Source organism: Hyphomicrobiales bacterium (assembly GCA_030688605.1).
Classification (GTDB): domain Bacteria; phylum Pseudomonadota; class Alphaproteobacteria; order Rhizobiales; family NORP267; genus JAUYJB01.
Window position 1 is genome coordinate 1 of the sequence record JAUYJB010000034.1, and the last position, 22,152, is coordinate 22,152.

A 22,152-nucleotide genomic window follows, 5' to 3' on the forward strand; every position below is an offset into this window, starting at 1 on the left:
GCCGCAACACCGCCACGGCGCAAAAGAACCCGGCCTTCGGTGGGCCAAATCGGCCCACCGGGTTCGTTGCGGCGCTCGCCCGATATCCCGTATCGCGCGTCGCGGCCCACGCCTGCCCGGATGAACCGATTTGGCCCATCGAATCGATCCCCTATAACCATGAACCGCTCTACAATGAACGGGTAGCTCAAACCCCGTTCAGGAGGTTCCCATGAAGCGCACAGGCTCTGTCCTTGCCGCCGCGTTTTTGGCGGCGTTCGCGCTTGCCGCGCCCATCACCCTTGCCGAGGAGCCGGTCGATGCCGTGCCGTCGGCGAAGCTGCTGCTCGCCCGGGCGATCGACGCGCGAGAAGCGCCGCAATGCCTGCCCGGCGACGCCGGCCAGTGCGGCCCGGCCGGTCCGCGTCTTGCCGCCGGCGCCGAATGCCCGGCGGCGAGCGGCAAATACTGCTCCGACGAGCTTCCCTATTGCTGCGGCACCCCCGGCAACTATTACTGCGCCAAGGACGTGAACAGTTGCTGAGGAACGAAGAGAACGCGCCGGCCTTCAGCGACGGCCGCCAGTCCGAGCGCGCGCTCATGGTCCAGCGCGGCGTCTGCCGGCTGTTCGCGGCCCACGGTTTTGCCACGGTCAGCGAGGTGACGCTCGCCTCCGGCCGGCGCGCCGACGTGGTCGGCCTCGGCGCCAGGGGCGAGGTCTGGATCGTCGAGATCAAGACCAGCGTCGAGGATTACCGGGCCGACTGCAAATGGCCGGACTATCTCGATTTCTGCGACAGCTTCTTTTTCGCCACCCACGCCCAAGTGCCGGCCGCGATCTTCCCCGAGGAAACCGGGCTGATCATCGCCGATCCCTATGGCGGCGAGATCCTCCGCGCCTGCCCTCACGGCCCTCTGGCGCCGGCGCGGCGCAAGGCGATGACCTTGCGCGTGGCGCAAATCGCAGCCCAGCGGCTGCACGCGCTGACGGACCCTTCCTTCGACGGCGGCGTCAGGTCCTAACGCATGATTGGGTCAAGCGTAGCCATTTGACCCGGACGGCGCCGCCGGGTCCGGTCGGGCGACTGCTTCTTAAGGTTCGGGAAAGATCAGGCGGAGCCGCCGCTCGATCTTGTCGCGCAACCCGTCGCGGAGATCGGACACGGCCCAGACTTCCTCCCGTCCGGCTCGATGGCTGCGCACCCAGGGATGCAGACGGTAGCGGCGGATTTCGCCGCGACGCGGACCGCCGGCGCGGATGCCGATTTCGAGCAGCCCGAATAGTCTCGTCGGCCAAGTGGCCCGCGGGAACGCCGTGCCGAGAACATCGCCCAGACTGTAGGCGCAGAGCCCCCGGTCGAAGCGCTCCATCGGCTGCAGAACGTGCGGGTGTTGCCCGACGATCAGGTCGACGCCGCCGCGCGCGAGCCGCGCGGCGCGGGCGCGCGTTTCCGGCTGCGGGAAATGGCGGAACTCGAAATCCCAGTGCGGCAATGCGATTAGCGTGTCGAGACGGTGCTGTTTCTTGAGGCCGGGCCAGTCGAGGCCGTCGGCGTCGCGTCCGAACCAAACATGTTTGCGGGCAGTCTCGGGGTGCCGGTTGATCCACTCCGTCGAAGCGGTGAATCCGAGTCGCAGCCCTCGGTGCTCGACGGTCGTCAGCGGCGGCCGGCCGGCGTCGCGGCATCCGATGACCGCGATACCGCGTTCCTCCAGAACCGAGACCGTCTCCAACAAACCCTCGACGCCGCAATCCAGGGCGTGGTTGTTGGCGAGCGAGAGGCAAAGCTTGCCGGCGGACACTCGGAAGGCGTCGAGGAAGCCGTCGATAAAGCTCGCATCCGCGTAGTGGCCAAGACCGAGGCGCTGCCTGGCGCCGGGCGCGACGTTCTTCGTCACCGGCGTCTCGCAATTGCCGACCACGATATCGGCGCGGCGGAACAGTTCGCGCATCTCCTTGGGCGCGGCGGAAATCGTGGGGTTGGCGACGTTCGAGATATCGCCGAAGAACAGCAGATCGACCGTCTTTGACCTGCCGTCCTCGCCAGCCGCAAGCCCTTGCAGCGGTTGGCGCTCGAACGATTCCGGCATCCGCGCCGACGGGCTCAGAAATCGCGGCAGCCAGGACAATCTATAAGCAAGCGGAAAGTTGGACATGAAGGGCCCACGCGCCCGGTGGACCGGCGGACGCTCCGGCCGTATCCGCACGGCCTCAATAGTCCGTCAGCTCTCCATTCGTGAATTGGCAATTGCGATGGACACCGAACAATGCGTAATAGCATTCGCCCGCGCCGTGCGCGACGCCGTTCACGAACGGGCCGCGAAACCAGTTGCCGTTCTCGTCGACGAGATATCCGACTCCGGTCCGCAGGCCTTTGTCGTACCAGCCATCGAAGCGGGCGATGACTGACCCGTTCGACTTGTGCGTCCAGATCAGCGTGCCCGGCCCGTGGACCTTGCCTTCAACGCACTCCCCTATCCAGTTTGGAACATCATCCGGGCCGGGATCGCTGTTCCACACTTCACATCCGGTCGTCGTGGCGACCCATGCCCCGGTCTCCTGCGCAAAGCCCGGAGGGGCCGGAACGAAAATCATGCCGGCGACAGCCAGGAAAATCGCGGCCCCCTTCGGGCGCGGCGGACGGGCACGGTCAGGCTTGCGTACCCCACTCGACATCGGCCTTCTCCCATCTCAATGTGGTCGGTTCCCCGACATCTTAAACGAAGTCGGTGATGGGTGACAGGCGTGCCCATCCGGCGGGGACCTACGTCACGGTCGGACGGTTAATTCCACCCAGGCGCAAGAGGCTCTATCGCGGCGCGCGCTTGGCGAGGATGCGCTGCAGGGTGCGCCGGTGCATGTTCAACCGCCGCGCCGTCTCCGAGACGTTGCGGTTGCATAATTCGTAAACGCGCTGAATGTGCTCCCAGCGTACCCGATCCGCCGACATCGGGTTTTCCGGCGGCTCAGGTTTGGCGGTCGGGTCGGCGATCAGCGCCGCATAGACCTCGTCGGCGTCGGCCGGCTTGGCCAGATAGTCGATGGCGCCCTGCTTCACGGCGGTCACCGCGGTTGCGATATTGCCATAGCCGGTGAGGATGATGGCGCGCGAATCCGGGTGGCGTCTCTTGAGATGTTGGATCACGTCGAGCCCGTTTCCATCGCCAAGACGCATATCGATCACGGCGTAGGCGGGCTTGAAGTCCTCCACCAGGCGCAAGCTATCGGCGACCGTCTCCGCGGTGGCGACGGTGAAGCCGCGCATTTCCATGGCGCGGGCAAGCCGGTTGCGGAAGGGCCGGTCGTCGTCGGCAATCAGCAGCGAGCGGGGCTCGGGCGGCTTTGTCTCAGACATGATCATTCCTTCGTGTAGCTGCATGCCGCGGTTCCCTCCTTGGCCCTCAGTGCCGCGCGGTGTGTCCGGCGAACACTTTGCATGTATAATATTTGCCGAAAATATTTTCAGATGTAATTGATCGACATCAATTATCGGCAATTCCGGCTCAGGCCCTGGCACCGATATCGAGATCGATCGCCGCCCGAGGCCAGCTCACGGTCACCACCGCGCCGGTCTGCGGCGGCGGTCGGTTGGCGAGCTCAACCGTGGCGTCGAAACGCTCGAGCAGAGTCTTGGCGATGAAAAAACCGAGGCCGAGGCCGAACTCGCCCTCCGGGCTCTTGTGGCGCGAGATGCCGCGGGTCGTGACATAGGGCTCGCCGAGCTTGCCGATCACGTCGGCGCCGAAACCGGGACCATCGTCGGCAATGGTGATGCGCACCGTCTCCAGTGTCCAATCGGCGGTGATCACCACCTCGCGTCGGGCAAAATCGACCGCGTTTTCGACCAGATTGCCCAGACCGTGCAATATTGCGGCATTGCGCTGGCCGATCGGTTCGTGGGCGCCTGCGCCCTCCTTTACGCCAGACAGGACGACGCGGATGTCGACGCCGAATTCTCGATGCGGAGCCACGACTTCCTCGATCATGGCGCTGAGCGGCATGCGCGTGAAATGGGCGTCTGGCGCCTGGCTGAGGGAGGTCAGCTCGGCGAGGATGTCGCGGCAGCGGTCGGCCTGGGCTTTGAGCAGCTCGATGTCCTCGGCCGCCGGGTCGTCCGGCGCGGTTGCCCGCAACAATTCCTTGGCGACAATGGAGATGGTGCCGAGCGGCGTGCCGAGCTCATGGGCGGCGGCGGCGGCGAGGCCGTCCAGTGCCGAAAGCTCTTTTTCGCGGGCAAGCACGACCTCGGTCGCGGCCAGCGCGTCCGACATCAGCCGTGCCTCCTCGGCGATGCGCCGGGCATGCATGCCCATGAACCCGAGACAGCAGACAAGGGCGACGTAGACGCCGGCGACGTAAAGCAGCGGCAGGTCAACGGTCTCGTTGGGGAACCAGGGCAAAGGCAAATGGGCGACGATCAGGACGCTTGCGGAAAGCACGACCAAGGCCGCGAGAGCCAAGGTCGGCCGCAGCGGCAGCGAGGTCGCCGACACCATCACCGGCACCAGCAGGAGGACGGCAAACGGGTTTTGCAGCCCACCGGTCAGATAGAGTAGGCCTATGAGCTGCACGATGTCGTACCCGAGCAGCAGCGCGGCGTGCTCCGGCGCGAGTCGCACGCGGGCCGCGAAGCTGAACGAGAGATAGACGTTGAGGCACACGGAAAGCGCGATGAGCACCAGACAGGGCGCCAGCGGCAGTGGAAAGCCCAAGCCAAAATAGACAAGCAGCACGGCGGCCGTTTGCCCGGTCACGGCAATCCAGCGCAGGCGCACCAATGTCTGCAGCCGCAGATGCTGGCGACCGGGTTGCGGACCAGAGGAAGTCATGTATTTCATGCTGCCGACCGTAATTGCCGCCGATCGCAAGCGCAACGCGGCACGTTGCGGAAGGCCTAATTGCGAATATCCTGCAGACCATGAGAGCCGAACCCAACGGAGCGGCCGTCAGGGCCCTCGATCTGACCAAGCTCTACCGCAACATCCTCGCGGTCGACCGCATCAATTTCACCGTCCCGCGCGGTGCCGTCGTCGGCCTGCTTGGTGGCAACGGCGCCGGCAAGACCACGACCATCGCCATGATCTTGGGCCTGGTGCTGCCGACGCGCGGGCAGATCACCGTGCTCGGCGAAGACATGGTCCGCTACCGCCACCGTGTGCTGGGGCGGATGAATTTCGAAAGCCCCTATGTGAGCATGCCGATGCGGCTGACGGTTCGCCAGAACCTCACCGTATATGGCAGGCTCTATGGGCTCGGCGCGCTGAAAGAACGGATCGGCGCGCTCGCCTCGGCGCTCGACCTCGACGAGCTGATCGATCGCCCCTGCGGCAAGCTTTCGGCCGGCCAGCGCACCCGCGTCGGACTTGCCAAGGCGCTGATCAACGAGCCGGAACTCTTGCTGCTCGACGAGCCGACCGCATCGCTTGATCCCGACACCGCCGATTGGGTCCGCGGGCACCTGGAGCGCTATCGCAAGGCCCGCGGGGCGACGATCCTGCTTGCCTCCCATAACATGCCGGAGGTCGAGCGGTTGTGCGACAAGGTCGTCATCATGAAGCGCGGCCGGATTGTCGATGAGGGTTCGCCCGAAGCGCTGATCCGCCGTTTCGGCCGCACCACGCTTGAGGACGTGTTCCTCACCGTCGCCCGCTCCGACGACGCCGGCGCCGGAGCGCCTGCGGGGGGTGCCTGATGCCGATGGCGATGGGACCTCGCCCCGGCGCCGCGATGGCGAGCGCAAGGCGCATCGGCGCCATGATCCTGCGCTACTGGTACCTTTTGAGAAGCTCCTGGCCGCGTCTCTTGGAGCTCGTCTACTGGCCGGCGGTGCAGATGCTGATGTGGGGCTTCCTGCAGACATATCTGTACGAAAGGACCGGTATTCCTGCGGCCGCCGCCGGCGCTCTGCTCGGCGCGGTGCTGCTCTGGGACATCCTGTTCCGCGGCCAGATCGGCTTTTCCATCTCGTTCCTGGAGGAGATGTGGGCGCGCAATCTCGGCCATCTGATGATCTCGCCGTTGCGCACCGGCGAGTTCGTCGCAGCGCTCATGGTGATGAGTGTCATCCGCGTCATCATCGGCCTCGGCCCGGTGACTTTGATGGCGCTGGTCTTCTTCGGCTTCAACGTCTTCTCCCTCGGCCTGGCGCTTGCCGGCTTCTTTTTGGTGCTGATCGCGACGAGTTGGTCGATCGGTCTCGTAGTCTGCGGGCTGGTGCTGCGCCAGGGGCTGGGGGCGGAGAGCCTTGCCTGGTCGCTGATCTTCCTGCTGCTGCCGCTCGCCTGCGTCTATTACCCTGTCTCGACCCTGCCGGAATGGCTGCAATATGTCTCGCTTTCGCTACCGCCGACCTATGTCTTCGAGGGCATGCGCGCGGTCCTGATCGACGGCGTATTCCGCGGCGATCTATTGCTGCGCGGGCTTCTGCTCAATGTCGTCTACATGGCCGTTGGCCTGGCCTGCTTCTACGCGCTGATGCGGTCGGCCCGCGTCCACGGCTCGCTGCTCGTTAGCGGCGAATAGGCCGCGATGGCCTTGGCGGGTTCGCCCGGTTTCCCTAGACTGGATCACATGATGGGCGAAATGTCGCCGTCTGCATTCCGGGGAGGAGGCAATGTTCAAGGAATTCAAGGAATTTGCCATGCGCGGCAACGTCGTCGACATGGCGGTCGGCATCGTCATCGGCGCCGCCTTTTCGACCATCGTGAAATCGCTGGTCGACGACATCTTGATGCCGCCAATCGGATTGATCCTCGGCGGTGTCGACTTTTCGAACATCTTCATCACGCTCACGGGGACCGGCGACTACGCCTCGTTGAAGGCGGCCCAGGACGCAGGCGCGGTGACGCTGAACATTGGGGTGTTCATCAACGCCGTCATCAGCTTTCTGATCGTGGCATTCGCGCTGTATCTGGTCATCAAGGGAATGAACCAACTCAAGCGCAAGCAGGAGGAAAAGCCCAAGGAGGCGCCGCCGCCGCGCGAGGTCCAGCTCCTGGAGGAAATCCGCGACGCGCTCGTGAAGACCCGTTAACGGTCCGGCATCACCTGGGTCGGAAAGGCTCTAAAGGCCCTTCGTCAGGCTGCCGAGTATGCCGCGCATGAGGGCGCGACCGAGCTGAGAGCCGGCCGAACGCACGACCGACTTGACCATCGCTTCGGCTGTCGACTGCCGCCGCGAGGCGGTGGCGCGCGTGCGCTGCGCCGTCTTTTGCTGCGCCTCCACCTCCGCCTCGCGCGTGTCGAGCGTGGCTTTCTCGCGGGCCCGCGCCTGAAGGATCTCGTAGGCGGATTCCCGGTCGACACTTGTATCGTACTGGCCAAGCAGCGGCGAAGCGTTGATCGTCGCGGCGCGCTCGGTTGCCAGGAGCGGGCCGAGACGCGAGGAGGGCGGGCGGATCAGGGTACGCTGGACGACGGACGGCGCGCCCTTCATTTCCAGCGTCGATACCAGCGCCTCGCCGACGCCGAGCTCGGTGATCACCCTTGCGGTATCGATCTCCGGGTTCGGCCGAAAGGTGTCGGCCGCGACCCGCACCGCCTTCTGCTCGCGCGGCGAATAGGCCCTCAGCGCATGCTGGATGCGGTTGCCGAGCTGGGCGAGCACGCTTTCCGGTATGTCGAGCGGGTTCTGGGTGACGAAATAGACGCCGACGCCCTTCGAGCGGATCAGCCGGACGACCTGCTCCACCTTGTCGATGAGCGCCCGCGGCGCCTCGTCGAACAGAATGTGCGCCTCGTCGAAGAAGAAAACGAGCCGCGGCTTGTCCGGATCGCCGACCTCGGGCAGCTCCTCGAACAGTTCGGACAAGAGCCACAGGAGAAAGGTCGCATAGAGCCGCGGCGACATCATCAGCCGGTCGGCGGCGAGCACGCTGATATAGCCTCGCCCGTCGCGCGCGGTGCGCATGAGATCGGCGATATTGAACGCCGGCTCGCCGAAAAAACCCTCGCCGCCCTGCTGCTCCAGGACCAGAAACTGGCGCTGGATGGCGCCGATCGAGGCCTTGGAAACATTGCCGTATTCGGCGGTGACCTCGTCGGCGCGCTCGGCGAGGTCGACCAGCAGCGCGCGCAGATCCTTCAGGTCGAGCAGCAATAGCCCCTCCTCGTCGGCGATGCGGAAGGCGATGTTGAGAACCCCTTCCTGAACGTCGTTGAGGTCCATCAGTCGCGACAAGAGGAGCGGCCCCATCTCCGAGATGGTGGCGCGGATCGGATGGCCCTGGTCGCCGAACAGGTCCCAGAACATGGTTGGAAAGGTCTCGAAGACATATTCCTCGGCCAGTCCGATCTTTTCGGCACGTGCGATCAGGAAATCCTTGGACTCTCCGACCGCCGCGATGCCGGACAGATCGCCCTTCACGTCGGCGCAGAACACGGGGACACCGGCGTTGGAAAACCCTTCGGCCAGGATCTGCAGACTGACGGTCTTGCCGGTGCCCGTGGCGCCCGTGATCAGCCCGTGGCGATTGGCGAGCTTCAGTTCCAGATATTCCGGCTTGACGCTGGTGCCGATATAGACCTTGCCTTCTTCGAGCATGACCGCCTATAGCCCTTCCGCCGAAATGATGCCCCCGCGCCGGTTATAGGGTTCGGTCTTGCCGCAGACAACGGTCCCGTGCGGCCGCGCGCGCGGCCCGCTGCCGGTGAGTGGAGAAAAAAGTGGCTGCGCTATTGGCAGGTCAAAGCGGGGCAGCATTCGGGACGATCGCGCAGGTCCCTGAGCCGCAAGGCCCATAACGCGACCATGAGGCGCTCAGGCCGCACTCTCCATTTTCTTCTTACGCCGCGGCAAGAGATACGCTAAGTCCTTGGCGGGCCTTGGGGGGCTGAAGAGGTAGCCTTGCGCCTCGGTGCAGCCTTCCGCCTTGATGATCGCCAGTTGTTCTTCGGTTTCGACGCCTTCCGCGGTCGTCGCTACGCCGAGTCTGGAAGCGAGGCTGACCACCGCGTGGACGATCCCGATGTCGTCGTCGCCTGCCGAAAGATCGCTCACAAAGGAGGCATCGATCTTGATCTTGTCGAACGGGAAACTTCGCAGGTAGCTCAGCGAGGAGTAGCCAGTGCCGAAATCATCCAAGGATATCCGCGCGCCAAGCTGTTGCAGTTGATGCAGCATCGCCAGGGTCGCCCTGTCATTTTGCAGAACGACCGATTCCGTGACCTCCAGTTCCAGTCTGCGAGGGGACAGGCACGAAGCCGAAAGGGCGCTCCGGACCACCTCCAACAGATTGCCCCGCTTGAATTGGACCGGCGAGACATTGACGGCGATCTTGATGTCATCGGGCCAACTCGCCGCCTCGGCGCAGGCCTTGTGAAGTACCCATTCTCCAAGTTCGTTGATAAGGCCGATCTCTTCGGCGACAGGGATGAAATCGGCCGGCGACATGATTCCGCGCCCGGGCCGGTGCCAGCGCAACAGGGCTTCGAAGCCACTGACCTTGTTTTCCCTCAGATTGAACAATGGCTGGTAGTAAAGTTCGAATTCGTCTCTGGACAGAGCCCTGCGTAAGTCAAGCCCCAATGTGTGGCGGTCCCTCGTGTACGCTTCCATCTCCGGCTCGAAGCAGCGATGTGCGCCGCGGCTGGTGCTCTTGGCGTGGTGAAGGGCCAGATCGGCGTTTTTCAGGAGCTGATCCGGATTGGCGCCGTCTTTCGGCGCAAAGGCGATGCCGATGCTGGTTCCGACGACAACCTCATGATGACCGAGATCGATGGGGGCACGAATCGCATTGCAGATGCGTCCCGCGAGCACCGCGGCATCCGTCGTCTGCGCCCTTGTGGTTCGAATGACTGCGAATTCGTCGCCGCCCAGTCGGGCGACCATATCGGTGTCTGCAACACAACCGCGCAGCCGCTCGCCAATGACCTTCAGCAGCTCGTCGCCGGCCGAATGTCCAAGCGTGTCGTTGATACTCTTGAATCCATCGAGATCGAGGTAGAGCAACGCGAAACCGTCTCCCCGCCGGGCGCGTTTCAGGCTCTCTTCCAGCCGCTCGCGCAACACAATGCGGTTGGGCAGATCGGTCAGGGCATCATGGTGGGCCAGATATGCGAGCCGTTCCTCGATGCGCCGATAGTCGGTGACGTCTTCATGGGTGGCCAGCCAGCCGCCGTCGGCCAAGGGTTGATGCGAAATTGCGATGATGCGGCCATCGCTAAGTTCCTGAATCTTTGCCGAGGCCTTGCGCTCGAGTACCGCCGCGCAGCGTTCCTGAAGGTAATCTTCCGGTACGCCGCCGGCGTAGATGCCGCTTGCAATTCGGTGTTCAAGGATCTGGCGAAAAAGGATGCCTGGCTTCACCTGCTCGGCGGATAAGCCGTAAATCGCGGCGTAACGATTATTGGACACGACAAGGCGTTGCTCGCCATCGAACATGCAAAGGCCCTGCGACATGTTATCGAGGGCAGCGTTGAAGCGCTCGTTTTGCTCCTGCAGGGCGCGTTCGGCCTTCTTCAGGGCCGTGATGTCGTGACAGACCACGAACAGTCGCGGCTCGCCGCCAATCTCCACATACTCTCCGGAGACAAGGAAATCGCGTTGGCCATCGCTCTTCGTTTTGTACTTTGCTTCGAAATCCCGGACCGAGCCGTCCTTCTTGAGCAGATCGACGAAACGCGTGCGCTGGTCCGGATCGGCCCAGATGCCGAGTTCGACCGACGTATGGGCCATGGCCTCCTCGCGTGTGTAGCCCAACGCCGACATCCAGGCTTCATTGACATCGTAGTGAGCGCCATCCTCGGGGCGGGAGATGGCGAAGGGGGCCGGGTTCGCGTGGAAGGCCTTCGAGAACAGTTTTTCGCTCTGGCGGAGCGCTTCTTCCGCTTTAATGCGCTCGGTGATGTCCTCATGAGTGGCCAACCATCCGCCTTCGGACATCGGGTGATATGTGATTTCGAGTATCCGTCCGTTGCTGAGCTGACGTGTCTTCTTTCCGTAAGTACCCTTGTGGATTTCGTTGATAGCCTCCTTGATAAAGCCTTCCGGACTTCCTTCGGCATAGATGCCGCTGGCGGTGCGATGCTCCAGGATTTCCCGCAGCGTGATGCCAGGTTTCAAGCACTCGGGGGCCACGCCGTATAGGGCCGCGTAGCGCCGATTCCATACCACCAGCCGATACTGGCGGTCGAACATGCACAGGCCCTGCGACATGTTTTCCATTGCAGCGTTGAAGCGTTCATTCTGTTGCTGCAGAGCTTCCACCGCGTTCTTGCGCTCGGTGATGTCGATGACCACGCACTGCATGGCGGCGACACCGCACCAGACGATTTGCGTCACCCGGAACTCGAGCCAGATCTTCGAGCCGTCCTTCCTCAGTCCCTGGGCTTCGTAGATTTCGGGGGCGTATTCACCCTTCTGGCGCGCCGTCATATAGCCGCGGAGGCGCTCTCGCTCCTCCGGCGCCAACAGCGGCTCAACTCTCTCAAGGGCCAGGATTTCCTCGGCGTTCCGATAGCCGAGAATGTCCGCCAGCGCCTGATTGGCGAACAGAGAGTGCCAGTTCTGATGGACGAACACGCCCTGGATCGAGCCTTCGACCAGATTGCGGAACTGCTTTTCGCTTTCCTCCAAGGCCGTGCGAGCCTCGACCTCGGCCGTCTTGTCGGCGCCGGTGCCCCAATAGCCCCTGAAGATGCCATCGGCGTCGAACACCGGCTTGCCCCTGACCAGGACATGCCGCGGCCGGCCGTCGGACTGTGTGGTCGCGTAGGCGAAATCCCGGAACGGGCGGCGATGGGCGAGATCGTCGAGGTGCCGGCGCCAGTGTTCGTCATAGGTGCCGACACCGGCAAACTCGTCGCGGGTCTTGCCGATGAATTCCTCCGGGGCAATGGAGAAAATCTCGAAGAATCTCGGGGACATGTAGGAAAAGCGCAGGTTTTCGTCCATTTGCCAGATCCAGTCGCCGGCGCTCTCGGCGATGTCGGCGAACCGCTCCAGGCTGATCTCGAGATCCCGCTTGGCCTTTTCGGTCTCCCTGGTGCGCTGTTCCACCTGCCTTTCGAGATCGTCATACGCCGCCCGCAGCTCCTCCTGAGCCGCCGCCAGCGCCTCGTTCCTCGGGACCAGTGTCCTAAAGACCAGGAAATAAAGGAGGGGAAAGAGAATCAGCGTCAGAAGCAGGGAATCGGCAAGGACCGCGAGATTCCCATATTGATCGCGAAGCGGCCGCAAAAGGAGCATGATGGCCGTCTCGGCCGCGAATATCGAGACGGAGAGAAGGGTCAGCAGGCGAAACGTTTCCGCCCCCGCCGCCCGGCTTGGATGTCCGGTCATTCCGTACTCTGCGTATCCGGGAACGCGACTAAATCTTGCAGCGCACGCTACGGAATGTGAATTGATATATGATTATCGTTTAATACTGTTCTGGCATATCGCAAGATATGGTTGCTATTTCGCAACGAAACGATGAGAATTGCAAATATCTCCTCTCGGTTTGTCGTTGATGGAACCGCGTTTCCACTTCTGTCTGACATCAATCAACTGTTAACCGAGCGTGGCCGCCTGCAGCCGCGCCAATTCGGCCTCGAATTCGAGGCGCAATTGCGCGGCCTCCTCCTCGGGCAGCCAGTTGGTCATCCGCGGAAAGATGGCGCGGTAGAGCGAGACGGTCGCCGGCTCCCAGGGCATCGCCTTCGCGGCCCGCGCCTCGGCGAGGATCTTGTTGAGCCGCGCGCGCACCCTGTCCGGGTCCGCCCGGTAGACGCGGGGAGGGGCATCCTCGTCAAACAGCTCCGGCTGATCGTCGCCGAAAAGATCGGGTTGTTTGATGTGGGGCATGGGGTGTCCCTGAGTGGCCCGGTTGCCGAATCGCCTCAGGCGGCCGCGGCATCGAGCCGCGCGGCCTCGACCTCGATGAGAGCTCGCCAGCGCTCGGCCTCCTCGCGGTCGGGCAGCCGCTCGCACAGATAGGCGAAGGTGCGCTCGCGGTGCAGTCTCACCATCGCCGGCTCCCACGGCCATGTCTCGGCGGCCCGCATCTCGTTCAACAGCGATTGCAGCGAATTGCGCACATGCTCGGGCTTGGGCACGTAAGCGGGCGCGGCCTCGGCGTCTCCGAACAGGTCGGGCTGCGTTTCGGTGGTGAAAAGGTCGGGGTGACGAATGCGAGCCATGGGTCCGCCGCGCTCAAGGAGACGAATCACCCATATGATGCGCCAACCGGCCGCCCGGCGCGAGCGCGGCGGCGGAGTTATCCAAGGTCGGGGAAGGCCGCCCGGTAGGCTTCGTCGATTTTCGCCATCTGGTCGATGGTGAAGGCGAGGCTGTCGGCGACGGCGGCCACGTGATTGATCTCATCGAGTGACAGGGTGCGGCCCTTGCGATCCTTCAGATATTTCGAGAGCACCTTATAGCCGCCGACGTGGAAGTCCCACACGGCCTGCGGCACGGGCTTGAAACATTGTGTCTTGTTGATCCAGACCGCCTGCTCTTCGGGCGAATAGCGCACGGCCTCGACCGAATGATCGCCCTTGCCGTGATAGCTGGCGAGCCCGGACTTCGGCTGCCCACGCAGTAGGTGCGCTTCAACCAGCGCCCATCCGAGCCCGGAGATGGCATCGAATGCAGCCTTCTTGTCGGGGAACGGCACGCGCGGGAAGTCGATGCGCAAAAACTCGGCGTATTTGTCTCGATAGGTCGGCGCGTGCAGCACGGCGTAGATGTAGCCGAGGATTGCTTCCGGCGTGTAGTGGTGCTCATAGCGGGCGTCGAGGAAGACGCGGAAGTCTGGGGAGAGGTTTTCGGTCTTTGCCACTTCCACCGATTTGGACTTGTTCCCCGTAGGAACAAATAACGGAAATACATGCGTCGTCTCTTTTGATGATACGGAGTGACCATCAGGTAAAGAGGAAAAAGCAAGCACGTGCCTGAACTCACCCTCTTCGACCCTGCGGACCGTACCAAGTGCGATGCCCGACACATCGACAGCTTCGGCAAGAGGCCGACCAGGTTGACCAATCAAACCCTTCGACTGTCCGGTATAAAATACAAGCCGCTCATCAAAGGGGCGGTAGCCAACACGCCGCAAGAATTTTGGGCTAATCCCTGCATTGGCCAAATCTGCTTGCGCACTCTCAACCTTCCAATCCCGCTTGTCGGGGCCCAATCCAAATTGCGCACGCGCCTCATCCGGTTTCAAAGCGGCAAACGTTCGTAAGCGGCCAAGCAGTTCCTCTTCCTCGAATCCGATATTCAAGCCGTCTCTGGCAGTAAACATCCCGGCGCTGTGCACGCTGAAAATTTCCCCTAGCGGTATGTGGCTGTCCCAATCGGAAGCGGCTGCTGCAGTATGAGGTGAGAAAAAATAGTAGGGCTTCTCCGGCTTAATCGCCTCGCACGCGATTGCTGTAAATTGAGAACTCGCACAAATCTGATACTTCTGTAGCCGACGGCCCCAAACATCGCCGAACCACACTCCCCGTTCCAAACCGTTCCCTTTAACGAAAAGTGTGATCGCAACGCCCTTCATTATGTCGAACACATTTTCGTTTGCGAGTCCGTCTGGCGGTATCTCCTTCGGTTTAGAACTGCCATGTAGATCGACGATGTAAATCTGCTGAAAGGTGTTCATCAGCGATTGGCGCATGCCCCTAAACGTTGGATTGTAAATCCACGCATGATTGGTGATGACACCGACGACACCTTCCTCCACAGCATCCATCTTGGATTGCGCAAAGGCGATGAACTTCACGTAGTCATCGTGGAGCCAGTGCTTACGCTCGCCAAAGTGTCTACCATCCACATACTTGTATCGCTCGATGAGTGCCTTGGCCGCTTCACCCATGTTGCGTGAAAGGCCCGAATAGGGTGGATTGCCGGTGATGACGAGGATCGGCTTTTCCTTTACGGCTTGTGCCTCTTTGATCTCCGTAGCCAGTTCTGGAACTGGCCACAGCTCCTTTTGATCTGGCTCGACCGTAATCGGTTCCAGCGTATTCGTCAGGTAGATGAGCAACCGCTCATCGTCATTTAGCTCATGGTCCTTGTCTTTCAGATATTGAGACAGCTTCAGATGCGCGATGGTGTATGGCGCGATCAGATACTCGAAGCCGTAGACGTTCTTCAGCATGTGCCCGCGCACGACGAGGCCGGCCTTGCCGGAATCAAGCCCGCCGATATTCGCGAAAATGCGCTCGAACACCTCGACCAGAAATGTGCCGGTGCCGCAGGCAAAGTCGAGCACGGTGACGCGGCCATGGTCGGCCAGCCCGTCCGGTATGTTGAACGTTTCCTTGTCCTTCAGGATGTCGTCGAGGGCGCGGACGATGAAGTTAACCACCGGCGGCGGCGTGTAATAGACGCCGCGGCTCTTGCTGGTGGCTTTGTCGTAGGCCCTCAAATAATTTTCATAGAAGTAGATAAACGGGTCGCGCTCGAACAGGCGGGCCTCCTCTTCGCTTTTCGCCCTAACGCCCCGCCGCACCCTGCGGTGCCGGAACGACAGGTCCTCGTGAATCGCAGGCAGGTTAAGTCCGTTGACGATGGACAGCACCTCCTCGACCACCCAGCGCACATCGCGATATTCGCGCTTCTCAAGCTCGGTCAGGAAGTCGACCAGTTCGCGGATGAGCCGGAACGACCCCGGCACATATTCCCGCGCATTGTGCAGCGTGACGGGCTTCGCATCCGAATTAAGCCGGGCGAGGAACAGGCCGTAAGCCAGCATCTGCGCGAAGGCGTCGGCGAATTCCTTCAGCGTCAGTTCGTGGAAGACCTGATCGCGGAAGATCTGAAAAAGCCCGTAAAGACGCTCCTCTTTGTGCTCGCCCCGCTCCTGCCGCACCAGCTCCTCCCCGAGATGGTCGCGCAGCAGCCTGCTGCGCTTGGCAAGCTCCAGCGCAAGCTGCTCTGCCTCACCTATGCGTTGCGGAGCCTCGGAGAAGAAGGCGGCGATGAGCTTGCCGACCGCCTCGGCGCGCTCGGCTGCGACGCGTAGCGCGCGGCCTTCCAGATCGGTCGGAAAGGCGAGGATTTCGCGGCCCTTCACCCGCTCCCGGTCGAGCAATATCCATTGCAGGTAATCGGTGAGCAGGATGTTGCCGGAAAGGTCGCGGTATCGCTTGATCTGGTCGGACTTCAAGACCTTGTCGAGATTTTCGCCAATGGCTTTGTTCTCGACATAGCCGACGATCATTCCCTGACGCTTGATCTTGAAGTCGGGCGCGCCCTTGTCCGCCTCGCGTTTTGGCTCGTGCTGAACGGTGATGCCTTTGGCGTCCGCCTCGGCAGCGAACTGGTTCAATAAGGCTTCCAAAGCCGAGCGGCCGGTGTGCTCGGTATGCTCCTCGATCGGGATCTCGCGCAGCTTGCGCAGATAGGCATCGAACGGAGTGGCCATCGGCGGCTTTCGATTCGCGAAGCTTCCAGCGCAAATTAGAGGCAAACGGCGCGCAACAAAAGGGCGGGAGCGAAGCCCGCTTGCCCATGAGCGAAAAAGAAGGCGGTTTGCAGGCCAAGGCGATGATCCAGCACGCGATCCGGGACCCAGACTGAGCGGCGGTGCGTTGGGCACCCCTTTTCTGGACCGCGGCCGGAGCCTGTCCTCGGGCTTGCCTTTGGCAAGACCCGAGGGCCGGGGTGACGGCGACCGGGATTTACCCCCTCCCCTTGCCTTTCGTGCGCCCGCCTCCTATCGTGTTGCACTGCACAATGAGGCGGCTGTCTCCGATTCGTCGCTTGATCGCCGCGCGGACGCGCAAGCAACAAGGGGCTCCATGCTCTATCAACTCTACGAGCTGAACCACGCCGCGGTCGGCCCGGCGCGCGCGCTCGCCGAGGCCGGCCGGCTGTCTCTGCGCAACCCGTTCAACCCCTTCGCCCACACCGCCGCGGGCAGGAACGTCAGCGCGGCGCTGGAGATGTTCGAACGGGCCACGCGTCGCTACGGCAAGCCGGCGTTCGGTATCGGCGAGGTCGAGGTCGGGCGCCGGCTCGTTCCGGTGGTAGAGGAGGTGGTCTTCAAGCGGCCGTTCTGCCGGCTCGTCCATTTCGCCAAGGATCTCGTCGACGGCGAGGCGGCGGGGCCGAAGCTCCTGTTGATCGCGCCGCTCTCCGGCCATTATGCGTCGCTGCTGCGCGGCACGGTCGAAGCGTTCCTGCCCGACCACGACGTCACCATCGCCGACTGGACCGACGCGCGCATGGTGCCGCTCGCCCAGGGCCGGTTCGATCTTGACGACTATATCGACTATGTCGCCGGCATGCTGCGCGCGGTGGGCCCCGGCGCCCACGTCATCGCCGTGTGCCAGCCCTCGGTGCCGGTGCTCGCGGCGGTGTCGCTGATGGAGGAGGCGGGCGATGCCTGTGTGCCGGCGAGCATGGCGCTGATGGGCGGGCCGATCGACACGCGCGTCAGTCCGACCGCCGTCAACGAGCTTGCCGAGCGGCGCGGCACCGACTGGTTTGCCCGCAACGTCGTCGTCAAGGTGCCGTTCCCGCATCCCGGCTTCATGCGCGACGTCTATCCCGGCTTCCTGCAACTCACCGGCTTCATGAGCATGAATCTCGACCGCCACATGAGCGCCCATGTCGAGCTGTTCAACCATCTCGTCGAGGGCGACGGGGATTCGGCCGACCGGCACCGGGTCTTCTACGACGAGTATCTGGCGGTGATGGATCTGACGGCCGAGTTCTATCTGCAGACCGTGGAGACGGTATTCGTGCGCCACGCCTTGCCGAAGGGCGAGATGACGCATCGCGGCCGGCGGATCGACCCGGCCCGGATCAAGTGCACCGCGCTGATGACGGTCGAGGGCGAGCACGACGACATTTCCGGCCGCGGCCAGACCGAGGCCGCGCATCATCTGTGCACCCGCATCCCCGAGCGCAAGCGCATGCACTATGTTCAGCCCGGCGTCGGCCATTACGGCGTGTTCAATGGCTCGCGCTTCCGCCGCGAGGTGGTGCCCAGGGTCGCCGCCTTCATCCGCGCGGCCGATGGCTGAGACAGAACGCGAACGGAACGCGAACAGAACGCGGCCGGCGCGACTCCGGCGGAAACTTGCGGAAACTTGCGGAAACTTGCGGAAACTTGCGGAAACTTGCCGGCATCCCGGCGGGCGAGACCTGGTCGAGAGGCGGACGGAAGGCGGAATTCTCGGGGCGAAACCGGGCCTTCCGTGGCATGGTGGGGGCGATGACGGAAGCTGATTCCCGCCCGCCAAGAACCTCCGCCGGCGGCGACGGGTTCGAGATCGACATCGACGGGGCGCCCGTCCGCGTCACCCTGATTCGCCGTGCAGGCGCAAGGCGTTACGTGTTGCGCGTGCGCGCCGGCGATGTGCGCCTGACGGTGCCGTCGCGCGGCACCCACCATGAGGCCCGCGCCTTCGCCGAGCGCCAGCGCGACTGGATCAAGACCAGGCTTGAGCGCCTGCCCGAACCGGTGCGGTTCGAGGATGGGGCGGTGATTCCCCTGCGCGGTCAACCCCATACGATCGAGCACCGGGAACAGGCGCGCGGCGTGGTGTGGGTCGAGCCGGGCGCGGCCGACCCGCTTCTTCCCGAGGATGCCTTGCCTCGCCTGTGTGTTTCCGGCCGACATTCTCATCTTCGCCGCCGCTTGCGCGACTGGCTGGAGGCGGAAGCGCACAGGATGCTGTCGAAGCATGTCCGCGTCTATGCGGGCCGCCTCGGCATCACCGTCAAGCGTATTTCCATCCGCGACCAGAAGAGCCGCTGGGGCGCCTGCTCGGCAAGCGGCACGCTGACTTTTTCCTGGCGGCTGATTCTGGCTCCCGACTTCGTCATCTCCTATCTCGCCGCGCATGAGGTCGTACATCTGAAGGAGATGAACCATTCGGCACGTTATTGGCGTACGCTGCGGGCGCTATGCGCCGATACCGACCGCGCCGAAGTTTGGCTGCGCGCCCATGGCGGCGCGCTGCACCGCTACGATCCGAGCTAGCCCCCGAAAATGCGCTTCAGGAAACTGCCGTCGAGGGAAAAGCCGCTTCCCTCTTGGCGTGGCGCGGCTTCAGGCGACAGCGGCCGGGCGGCATCGTCACGCCTGCCGACGGCGGCGAGCGGAGGGGCACGGTCGGGATTGCGCCAATAGTTGCCGGGCAGCGGCACCGGATTCAATCCCTGATGCACGGCGACCATGAAGCGATTCCAGGCCATGGCCGGCAGGCTGCCGCCGGTGACCCGCTTCATCGGCGTGCCGTCATCGTTGCCGATCCACACCCCGGCGGTTAGCCGCGCCGTGTAGCCAATGAACCAGGCATCGCGCCAATCCTGGGTGGTGCCGGTCTTGCCGGCTGCAGGCCACGTGCCCAAGGCGGCGCGCTGGGCGGTGCCGGAGTTCAGCGCCGCCTGAAGCATGTGGTTCATCGCACCGACGTCCTCACGCCGCACCACGCGCCCGGGACCGGAGCCTGAGCGCTGATAGAGGAGCTTGCCGTCGGCCGTGCGCACGCGCTCGATCACATGCGGGAGGACGCCAAAGCCGCCGTTTGAAAACGGCACATAGGCGCCGGTCAGCTCCAGCAGGCTGACCTCCGAGGTGCCAAGTGCGATCGACAGATTGCGACTGATCGGCGCGGTGATGCCAAGCCGTCGCGCCGTATCGGTGATGCTCTTGACGCCGACCTCATTGGCAAGCCGCGCCGCGACCGTGTTGAGCGAGTTGGTCAGGCCTTCACGCAGGGTGACGGGCCCGCGATATTTGTCGTCGTAGTTTTTGGGCGACCAGTTGGCGAATTTCACCGGTGCATCGAGGCGCACCGTATCCGGCGTCAGCCCGCGTTCGAGCGCTGCGAGATAGATGAACGGCTTGAAGGCCGAGCCCGGCTGGCGAAAAGCCTTGGTGGCGCGGTTGAACTGGCTTTCGAAATAGGAGCGCCCGCCCACTAGCGCCTTTACGGCGCCGTTGGGATCGATGGCGACAACGGCGCCCTGGCTGGCCCCGAGGGAGCTGCCCTGTTCGTCGAGCACGCTGGTAAGGGCCGCCTCCGCGTCCGCCTGAAGCTTGGGGTCGATGGTCGTCTCGACGACTATGTCGGTCGCGGGTTGGCCGATGAATCCCGGCAACTGGTCGGCGATCCAGTCGGCGGCATAGTCGATGGCGCCGAGGGCATTCGGGTGCCTGACCGCGGCCGGGTGGGCGATTGCGGCGAGACCCTCCGAGGGGGAGATGAAGCCGACGGCAACCATGCGTTCGATGACGAGGCTGGCGCGGTCCTCGGCCAGTCCCGGGTTGCGTGTCGGCGCGTAGCGCGCCGGCGCCTTGAGCAGACCGGCGAGGACTGCTGCTTGCGGCAAAGTCGCCTGTCGCGCGGATTTTCCGAAAAATCGCTGGGCGGCGGCCTCAACGCCGTAGGTGCCGGCGCCGAAATAGACCCGGTTGAGATAGAGCTCAAGGATCTGGTCCTTGGAATAGTGCCACTCCAGCCAGAGCGCGAGAATCATCTCCTGGACCTTGCGGCGCAGAGTTCTGTCCGGTTCCAGAAACAGGTTCTTGGCGAGTTGCTGGGTCAGCGTCGAGCCGCCCTCGACGATGCGTCCGGCGCGCAGATTGTGGATCGTCGCGCGTATCAGTCCGATCGGGTCGACGCCGGGATGCCAGCGGAAGCGGCGGTCCTCCACCGCGATGATCGCTTGCGGCAGATAGACGGGCAGCTCGCGCAGCCGCACGTCGCGACTTGGGCCGGTGCCGCGCGTCGCCAGCGTCTCGCCGGTTGCTGCGACCATGACGATGTTGGGGGTGCGGGCCGGAATCTTCAGGTCGGCAATCGGCGGCAGGCTGGCACCGTAATAAAGCGTAATGCCGCCGAATATGAGGGCGGCCCAAACCGCGGTTACGGTGCCCCAATAGACGAGACGCCGCACGAGCCGCTGCAGAAGGTTGCCCCGGACCCGCCCGCGCACCGGCCTTTGGCCGCGCCGTCCGCCGCGCTTCGGCGCAGATTCGAATGTTGGCTCGATGCGTACCCTATTGCGGCCCCTGCGCGTATTGCGCCGTCTGAACATCGCCCTTTTCCGGCCGCAAGCGGCTTTCCGGCTCGATTGAAGAGTATTCCCACCCGCGCACGCCATTACAGGCGGGCGCTGGTCCCTCAATCAAGGCTAAATGCGGCGATTTAATGGGGGGTTAAGCCTTGGACCTCCTCCCCCCTTGTGGGGGAGGAAGGAAAATCTTGCGCTTTGGCGACGCGCATGCGGCGCCAAGCGTTAGATTTTCCAGGAGGGGGGTGAAGCCTGCCCCCCCTCTTGCAAAATTCAAGGGTTAGCCTCGCTTAAGCTCGGCTAACACCTTGATTTTGCTTTCTCCCCCGCCAAGGGGGAGACAGGTGAAGGGTGGGGATCGGCCGCTCCGCCCCGGTGTTGCTTAGAGCCATCGCCGCAACACCCAATCCACCTTTTCCCACCGGGGAGAGGTGCAGAATTGCCTTGCTACGACCATTCACGCAAACGGCGTTTGAACAACGTGCTAAACGCCGAGATTGACGGTCGTTACGCTGTCGCCTTCAAGCAGCGGATACAATGGCTTGGATGCTCCTGAGGCGACGCCCGCTCGCCTTCCGAGCCGTTCCAAGATCATAGGCCGATTGCAAGTTCAGCCAATATTCCGGCGACTGGTCGAACGCCTTGCCGAACAACAGCGCCAGTTCGGCCGTTACCGGCCGCCTGCCCTTGATGATGTGCGAGACGCGCATGGGCGAAACCCCGATGGCGCGCGCGAATGCTGCCTGGGACATTCCAAGTTCGCCGAGAATCTCCGCAAGGAATTCTCCGGGATGGATCAGGGGAAGTCCGTTCTTGGGCATGACAAACACTCGTCAGTGATAATCCACGATTTCGACATCGGCGGCGTCGCCATCCTCCCAGCGGAAGCAGACTCGCCACTGGTTGTTGATCCGAATGCTGTATTGGCCGGCGCGGTTGCCCCTCAAGGCTTCAAGACGGTTGGACGGCGGCATTCTCATGTCATCGATCCGGGTGGCGGCGTTCAACTGCTTCAACCGCAAGGCCGCCCGCCTGAGTATCTTGCGCGCCAACTTGCGCGATTTTCCGGTCATGAAAAACCGCCCGGTTTCCGCGTCGGCAAACGACCGGATCATATACCCCTATGTAAACAAAATGTTTATGACAGTCAAGGGGTGCAGGAAAGACACCCCGACCGACAAAAGTCGGTTTGTGGAGAACGGATTGCATAGTGCACTTCCTC

21 protein-coding genes are annotated in these 22,152 nt (G+C 63.2%); 9 read left to right on the top strand and 12 right to left on the bottom strand.

Translation table 11 applies throughout. From position 1 onward, the window contains the following. From Q8P46_03925 to Q8P46_03935, 3 genes are all read left to right on the top strand, one after another. On the top strand, window positions 1-215 hold a 215-nt coding region (locus Q8P46_03925), incomplete at its 5' end, for a hypothetical protein (GenBank protein MDP2619311.1). After that, window positions 212-523, top strand: a complete 312-nt coding sequence (locus Q8P46_03930; protein MDP2619312.1) for a hypothetical protein — start codon at window positions 212-214, stop codon at window positions 521-523. The genes Q8P46_03925 and Q8P46_03930, both read left to right, overlap by 4 nt. Beyond that, window positions 517-1,002 (top strand): MmcB family DNA repair protein, encoded by a 486-nt coding sequence (locus Q8P46_03935; protein MDP2619313.1) that lies wholly within the window; start codon window positions 517-519, stop codon window positions 1,000-1,002. Before Q8P46_03930 ends, Q8P46_03935 begins: the two co-directional genes overlap by 7 nt. A 69-nt stretch (window positions 1,003-1,071) precedes the next feature. Here the strand turns inward: Q8P46_03935 and Q8P46_03940 are convergent, their stop codons facing one another. From Q8P46_03940 to Q8P46_03955, 4 genes are all read right to left on the bottom strand, one after another. Then, window positions 1,072-2,136, bottom strand: a complete 1,065-nt coding sequence (locus Q8P46_03940) for a CapA family protein (protein ID MDP2619314.1) — start codon at window positions 2,134-2,136, stop codon at window positions 1,072-1,074. A 55-nt stretch (window positions 2,137-2,191) separates the two neighbouring features. Beyond that, the gene (locus Q8P46_03945) at window positions 2,192-2,575 is read right to left on the bottom strand and encodes a hypothetical protein (GenBank protein ID MDP2619315.1); all 384 of its coding nucleotides are present in this window, start codon (window positions 2,573-2,575) and stop codon (window positions 2,192-2,194) included. A gap of 214 nt (window positions 2,576-2,789) precedes the next feature. Further along, the gene (locus tag Q8P46_03950) at window positions 2,790-3,335 is read right to left on the bottom strand and encodes an ActR/PrrA/RegA family redox response regulator transcription factor (GenBank protein ID MDP2619316.1); all 546 of its coding nucleotides are present in this window, start codon (window positions 3,333-3,335) and stop codon (window positions 2,790-2,792) included. Window positions 3,336-3,483: 148 nt separating this feature from the next. Then, window positions 3,484-4,818 carry an ActS/PrrB/RegB family redox-sensitive histidine kinase gene (locus Q8P46_03955; GenBank protein MDP2619317.1) on the bottom strand — a complete coding sequence of 445 codons (1,335 nt, stop codon included), beginning with the start codon at window positions 4,816-4,818 and terminating at the stop codon, window positions 3,484-3,486. A gap of 80 nt (window positions 4,819-4,898) precedes the next feature. On the opposite strand from Q8P46_03955, the gene Q8P46_03960 reads away from it, so the two are divergent. From Q8P46_03960 to mscL, 3 genes are all read left to right on the top strand, one after another. Further along, window positions 4,899-5,672 (top strand): ABC transporter ATP-binding protein, encoded by a 774-nt coding sequence (locus Q8P46_03960; GenBank protein MDP2619318.1) that lies wholly within the window; start codon window positions 4,899-4,901, stop codon window positions 5,670-5,672. 11 nt (window positions 5,673-5,683) lie between these two features. Continuing rightward, complete coding sequence (locus Q8P46_03965) at window positions 5,684-6,502, top strand: ABC transporter permease (protein ID MDP2619319.1); 819 nt, start codon at window positions 5,684-5,686, stop codon at window positions 6,500-6,502. A gap of 91 nt (window positions 6,503-6,593) precedes the next feature. Further along, entirely contained in the window at window positions 6,594-7,013 is a 420-nt protein-coding gene (gene mscL / locus Q8P46_03970; GenBank protein MDP2619320.1) for a large conductance mechanosensitive channel protein MscL, read from the top strand. Between the two features lie 30 nt (window positions 7,014-7,043). Here the strand turns inward: mscL and Q8P46_03975 are convergent, their stop codons facing one another. Continuing rightward, the gene (locus Q8P46_03975; GenBank protein ID MDP2619321.1) at window positions 7,044-8,522 is read right to left on the bottom strand and encodes a DUF853 family protein; all 1,479 of its coding nucleotides are present in this window, start codon (window positions 8,520-8,522) and stop codon (window positions 7,044-7,046) included. Between the two features lie 216 nt (window positions 8,523-8,738). Further along, window positions 8,739-11,873 (bottom strand): EAL domain-containing protein, encoded by a 3,135-nt coding sequence (locus Q8P46_03980; GenBank protein ID MDP2619322.1) that lies wholly within the window; start codon window positions 11,871-11,873, stop codon window positions 8,739-8,741. On the opposite strand from Q8P46_03980, the gene Q8P46_03985 reads away from it, so the two are divergent. Then, a complete protein-coding gene (locus tag Q8P46_03985) occupies window positions 11,874-12,320 on the top strand; it encodes a hypothetical protein (GenBank protein MDP2619323.1) in 447 nt (148 codons plus the stop codon). It abuts the gene before it with no gap. A gap of 150 nt (window positions 12,321-12,470) precedes the next feature. On the opposite strand, the gene Q8P46_03990 is transcribed toward Q8P46_03985, so the two are convergent. The 3 genes from Q8P46_03990 to Q8P46_04000 form a co-directional block, all read right to left on the bottom strand. Beyond that, a complete protein-coding gene (locus Q8P46_03990; GenBank protein MDP2619324.1) occupies window positions 12,471-12,764 on the bottom strand; it encodes a hypothetical protein in 294 nt (97 codons plus the stop codon). Between the two features lie 35 nt (window positions 12,765-12,799). Next, the gene (locus Q8P46_03995; protein ID MDP2619325.1) at window positions 12,800-13,099 is read right to left on the bottom strand and encodes a hypothetical protein; all 300 of its coding nucleotides are present in this window, start codon (window positions 13,097-13,099) and stop codon (window positions 12,800-12,802) included. Window positions 13,100-13,176: 77 nt separating this feature from the next. Further along, window positions 13,177-16,323, bottom strand: coding sequence for a type ISP restriction/modification enzyme (locus Q8P46_04000; protein ID MDP2619326.1), 3,147 nt, complete (start codon window positions 16,321-16,323; stop codon window positions 13,177-13,179). A gap of 376 nt (window positions 16,324-16,699) precedes the next feature. Here Q8P46_04000 and phaZ point away from each other — a divergent pair, with 376 nt between their 5' ends. Continuing rightward, on the top strand, window positions 16,700-17,929 hold the full coding sequence (gene phaZ, locus Q8P46_04005) for a polyhydroxyalkanoate depolymerase (protein ID MDP2619327.1): 1,230 nt from the start codon (window positions 16,700-16,702) through the stop codon (window positions 17,927-17,929). Window positions 17,930-18,120: 191 nt separating this feature from the next. After that, a complete protein-coding gene (locus Q8P46_04010) occupies window positions 18,121-18,891 on the top strand; it encodes a SprT family zinc-dependent metalloprotease (protein ID MDP2619328.1) in 771 nt (256 codons plus the stop codon). Here the strand turns inward: Q8P46_04010 and Q8P46_04015 are convergent. The 3 genes from Q8P46_04015 to Q8P46_04025 form a co-directional block, all read right to left on the bottom strand. Further along, entirely contained in the window at window positions 18,888-20,954 is a 2,067-nt protein-coding gene (locus tag Q8P46_04015; GenBank protein ID MDP2619329.1) for a PBP1A family penicillin-binding protein, read from the bottom strand. The genes Q8P46_04010 and Q8P46_04015 overlap by 4 nt on opposite strands. 497 nt (window positions 20,955-21,451) lie before the next feature. Beyond that, window positions 21,452-21,751 carry a HigA family addiction module antitoxin gene (locus tag Q8P46_04020; protein ID MDP2619330.1) on the bottom strand — a complete coding sequence of 100 codons (300 nt, stop codon included), beginning with the start codon at window positions 21,749-21,751 and terminating at the stop codon, window positions 21,452-21,454. A 12-nt stretch (window positions 21,752-21,763) separates the two neighbouring features. Beyond that, window positions 21,764-22,045 (bottom strand): type II toxin-antitoxin system RelE/ParE family toxin, encoded by a 282-nt coding sequence (locus Q8P46_04025; protein MDP2619331.1) that lies wholly within the window; start codon window positions 22,043-22,045, stop codon window positions 21,764-21,766. Window positions 22,046-22,152: the final 107 nt, after the last annotated feature.

Excerpts from the sequence above, each read along its gene's own strand:
- Q8P46_03930 (MDP2619312.1), top strand. The coding sequence starts at position 212 with ATGAAGCGCACAGGCTCTGTCCTTGCCGCCGCGTTTTTGGCGGCGTTC.
- Q8P46_03940 (MDP2619314.1), bottom strand. The coding sequence starts at position 2,136 with ATGTCCAACTTTCCGCTTGCTTATAGATTGTCCTGGCTGCCGCGATTT.
- Q8P46_03945 (MDP2619315.1), bottom strand. The coding sequence starts at position 2,575 with ATGATTTTCGTTCCGGCCCCTCCGGGCTTTGCGCAGGAGACCGGGGCA.
- Q8P46_03950 (MDP2619316.1), bottom strand. The coding sequence starts at position 3,335 with ATGTCTGAGACAAAGCCGCCCGAGCCCCGCTCGCTGCTGATTGCCGAC.
- Q8P46_03955 (MDP2619317.1), bottom strand. The coding sequence starts at position 4,818 with ATGAAATACATGACTTCCTCTGGTCCGCAACCCGGTCGCCAGCATCTG.
- Q8P46_03960 (MDP2619318.1), top strand. The coding sequence starts at position 4,899 with ATGAGAGCCGAACCCAACGGAGCGGCCGTCAGGGCCCTCGATCTGACC.
- Q8P46_03965 (MDP2619319.1), top strand. The coding sequence starts at position 5,684 with ATGGGACCTCGCCCCGGCGCCGCGATGGCGAGCGCAAGGCGCATCGGC.
- mscL (MDP2619320.1), top strand. The coding sequence starts at position 6,594 with ATGTTCAAGGAATTCAAGGAATTTGCCATGCGCGGCAACGTCGTCGAC.
- Q8P46_03975 (MDP2619321.1), bottom strand. The coding sequence starts at position 8,522 with ATGCTCGAAGAAGGCAAGGTCTATATCGGCACCAGCGTCAAGCCGGAA.
- Q8P46_03980 (MDP2619322.1), bottom strand. The coding sequence starts at position 11,873 with ATGGACGAAAACCTGCGCTTTTCCTACATGTCCCCGAGATTCTTCGAG.
- Q8P46_03990 (MDP2619324.1), bottom strand. The coding sequence starts at position 12,764 with ATGCCCCACATCAAACAACCCGATCTTTTCGGCGACGATCAGCCGGAG.
- Q8P46_03995 (MDP2619325.1), bottom strand. The coding sequence starts at position 13,099 with ATGGCTCGCATTCGTCACCCCGACCTTTTCACCACCGAAACGCAGCCC.
- Q8P46_04000 (MDP2619326.1), bottom strand. The coding sequence starts at position 16,323 with ATGGCCACTCCGTTCGATGCCTATCTGCGCAAGCTGCGCGAGATCCCG.
- phaZ (MDP2619327.1), top strand. The coding sequence starts at position 16,700 with ATGCTCTATCAACTCTACGAGCTGAACCACGCCGCGGTCGGCCCGGCG.
- Q8P46_04010 (MDP2619328.1), top strand. The coding sequence starts at position 18,121 with ATGACGGAAGCTGATTCCCGCCCGCCAAGAACCTCCGCCGGCGGCGAC.
- Q8P46_04015 (MDP2619329.1), bottom strand. The coding sequence starts at position 20,954 with ATGTTCAGACGGCGCAATACGCGCAGGGGCCGCAATAGGGTACGCATC.
- Q8P46_04020 (MDP2619330.1), bottom strand. The coding sequence starts at position 21,751 with ATGCCCAAGAACGGACTTCCCCTGATCCATCCCGGAGAATTCCTTGCG.
- Q8P46_04025 (MDP2619331.1), bottom strand. The coding sequence starts at position 22,045 with ATGATCCGGTCGTTTGCCGACGCGGAAACCGGGCGGTTTTTCATGACC.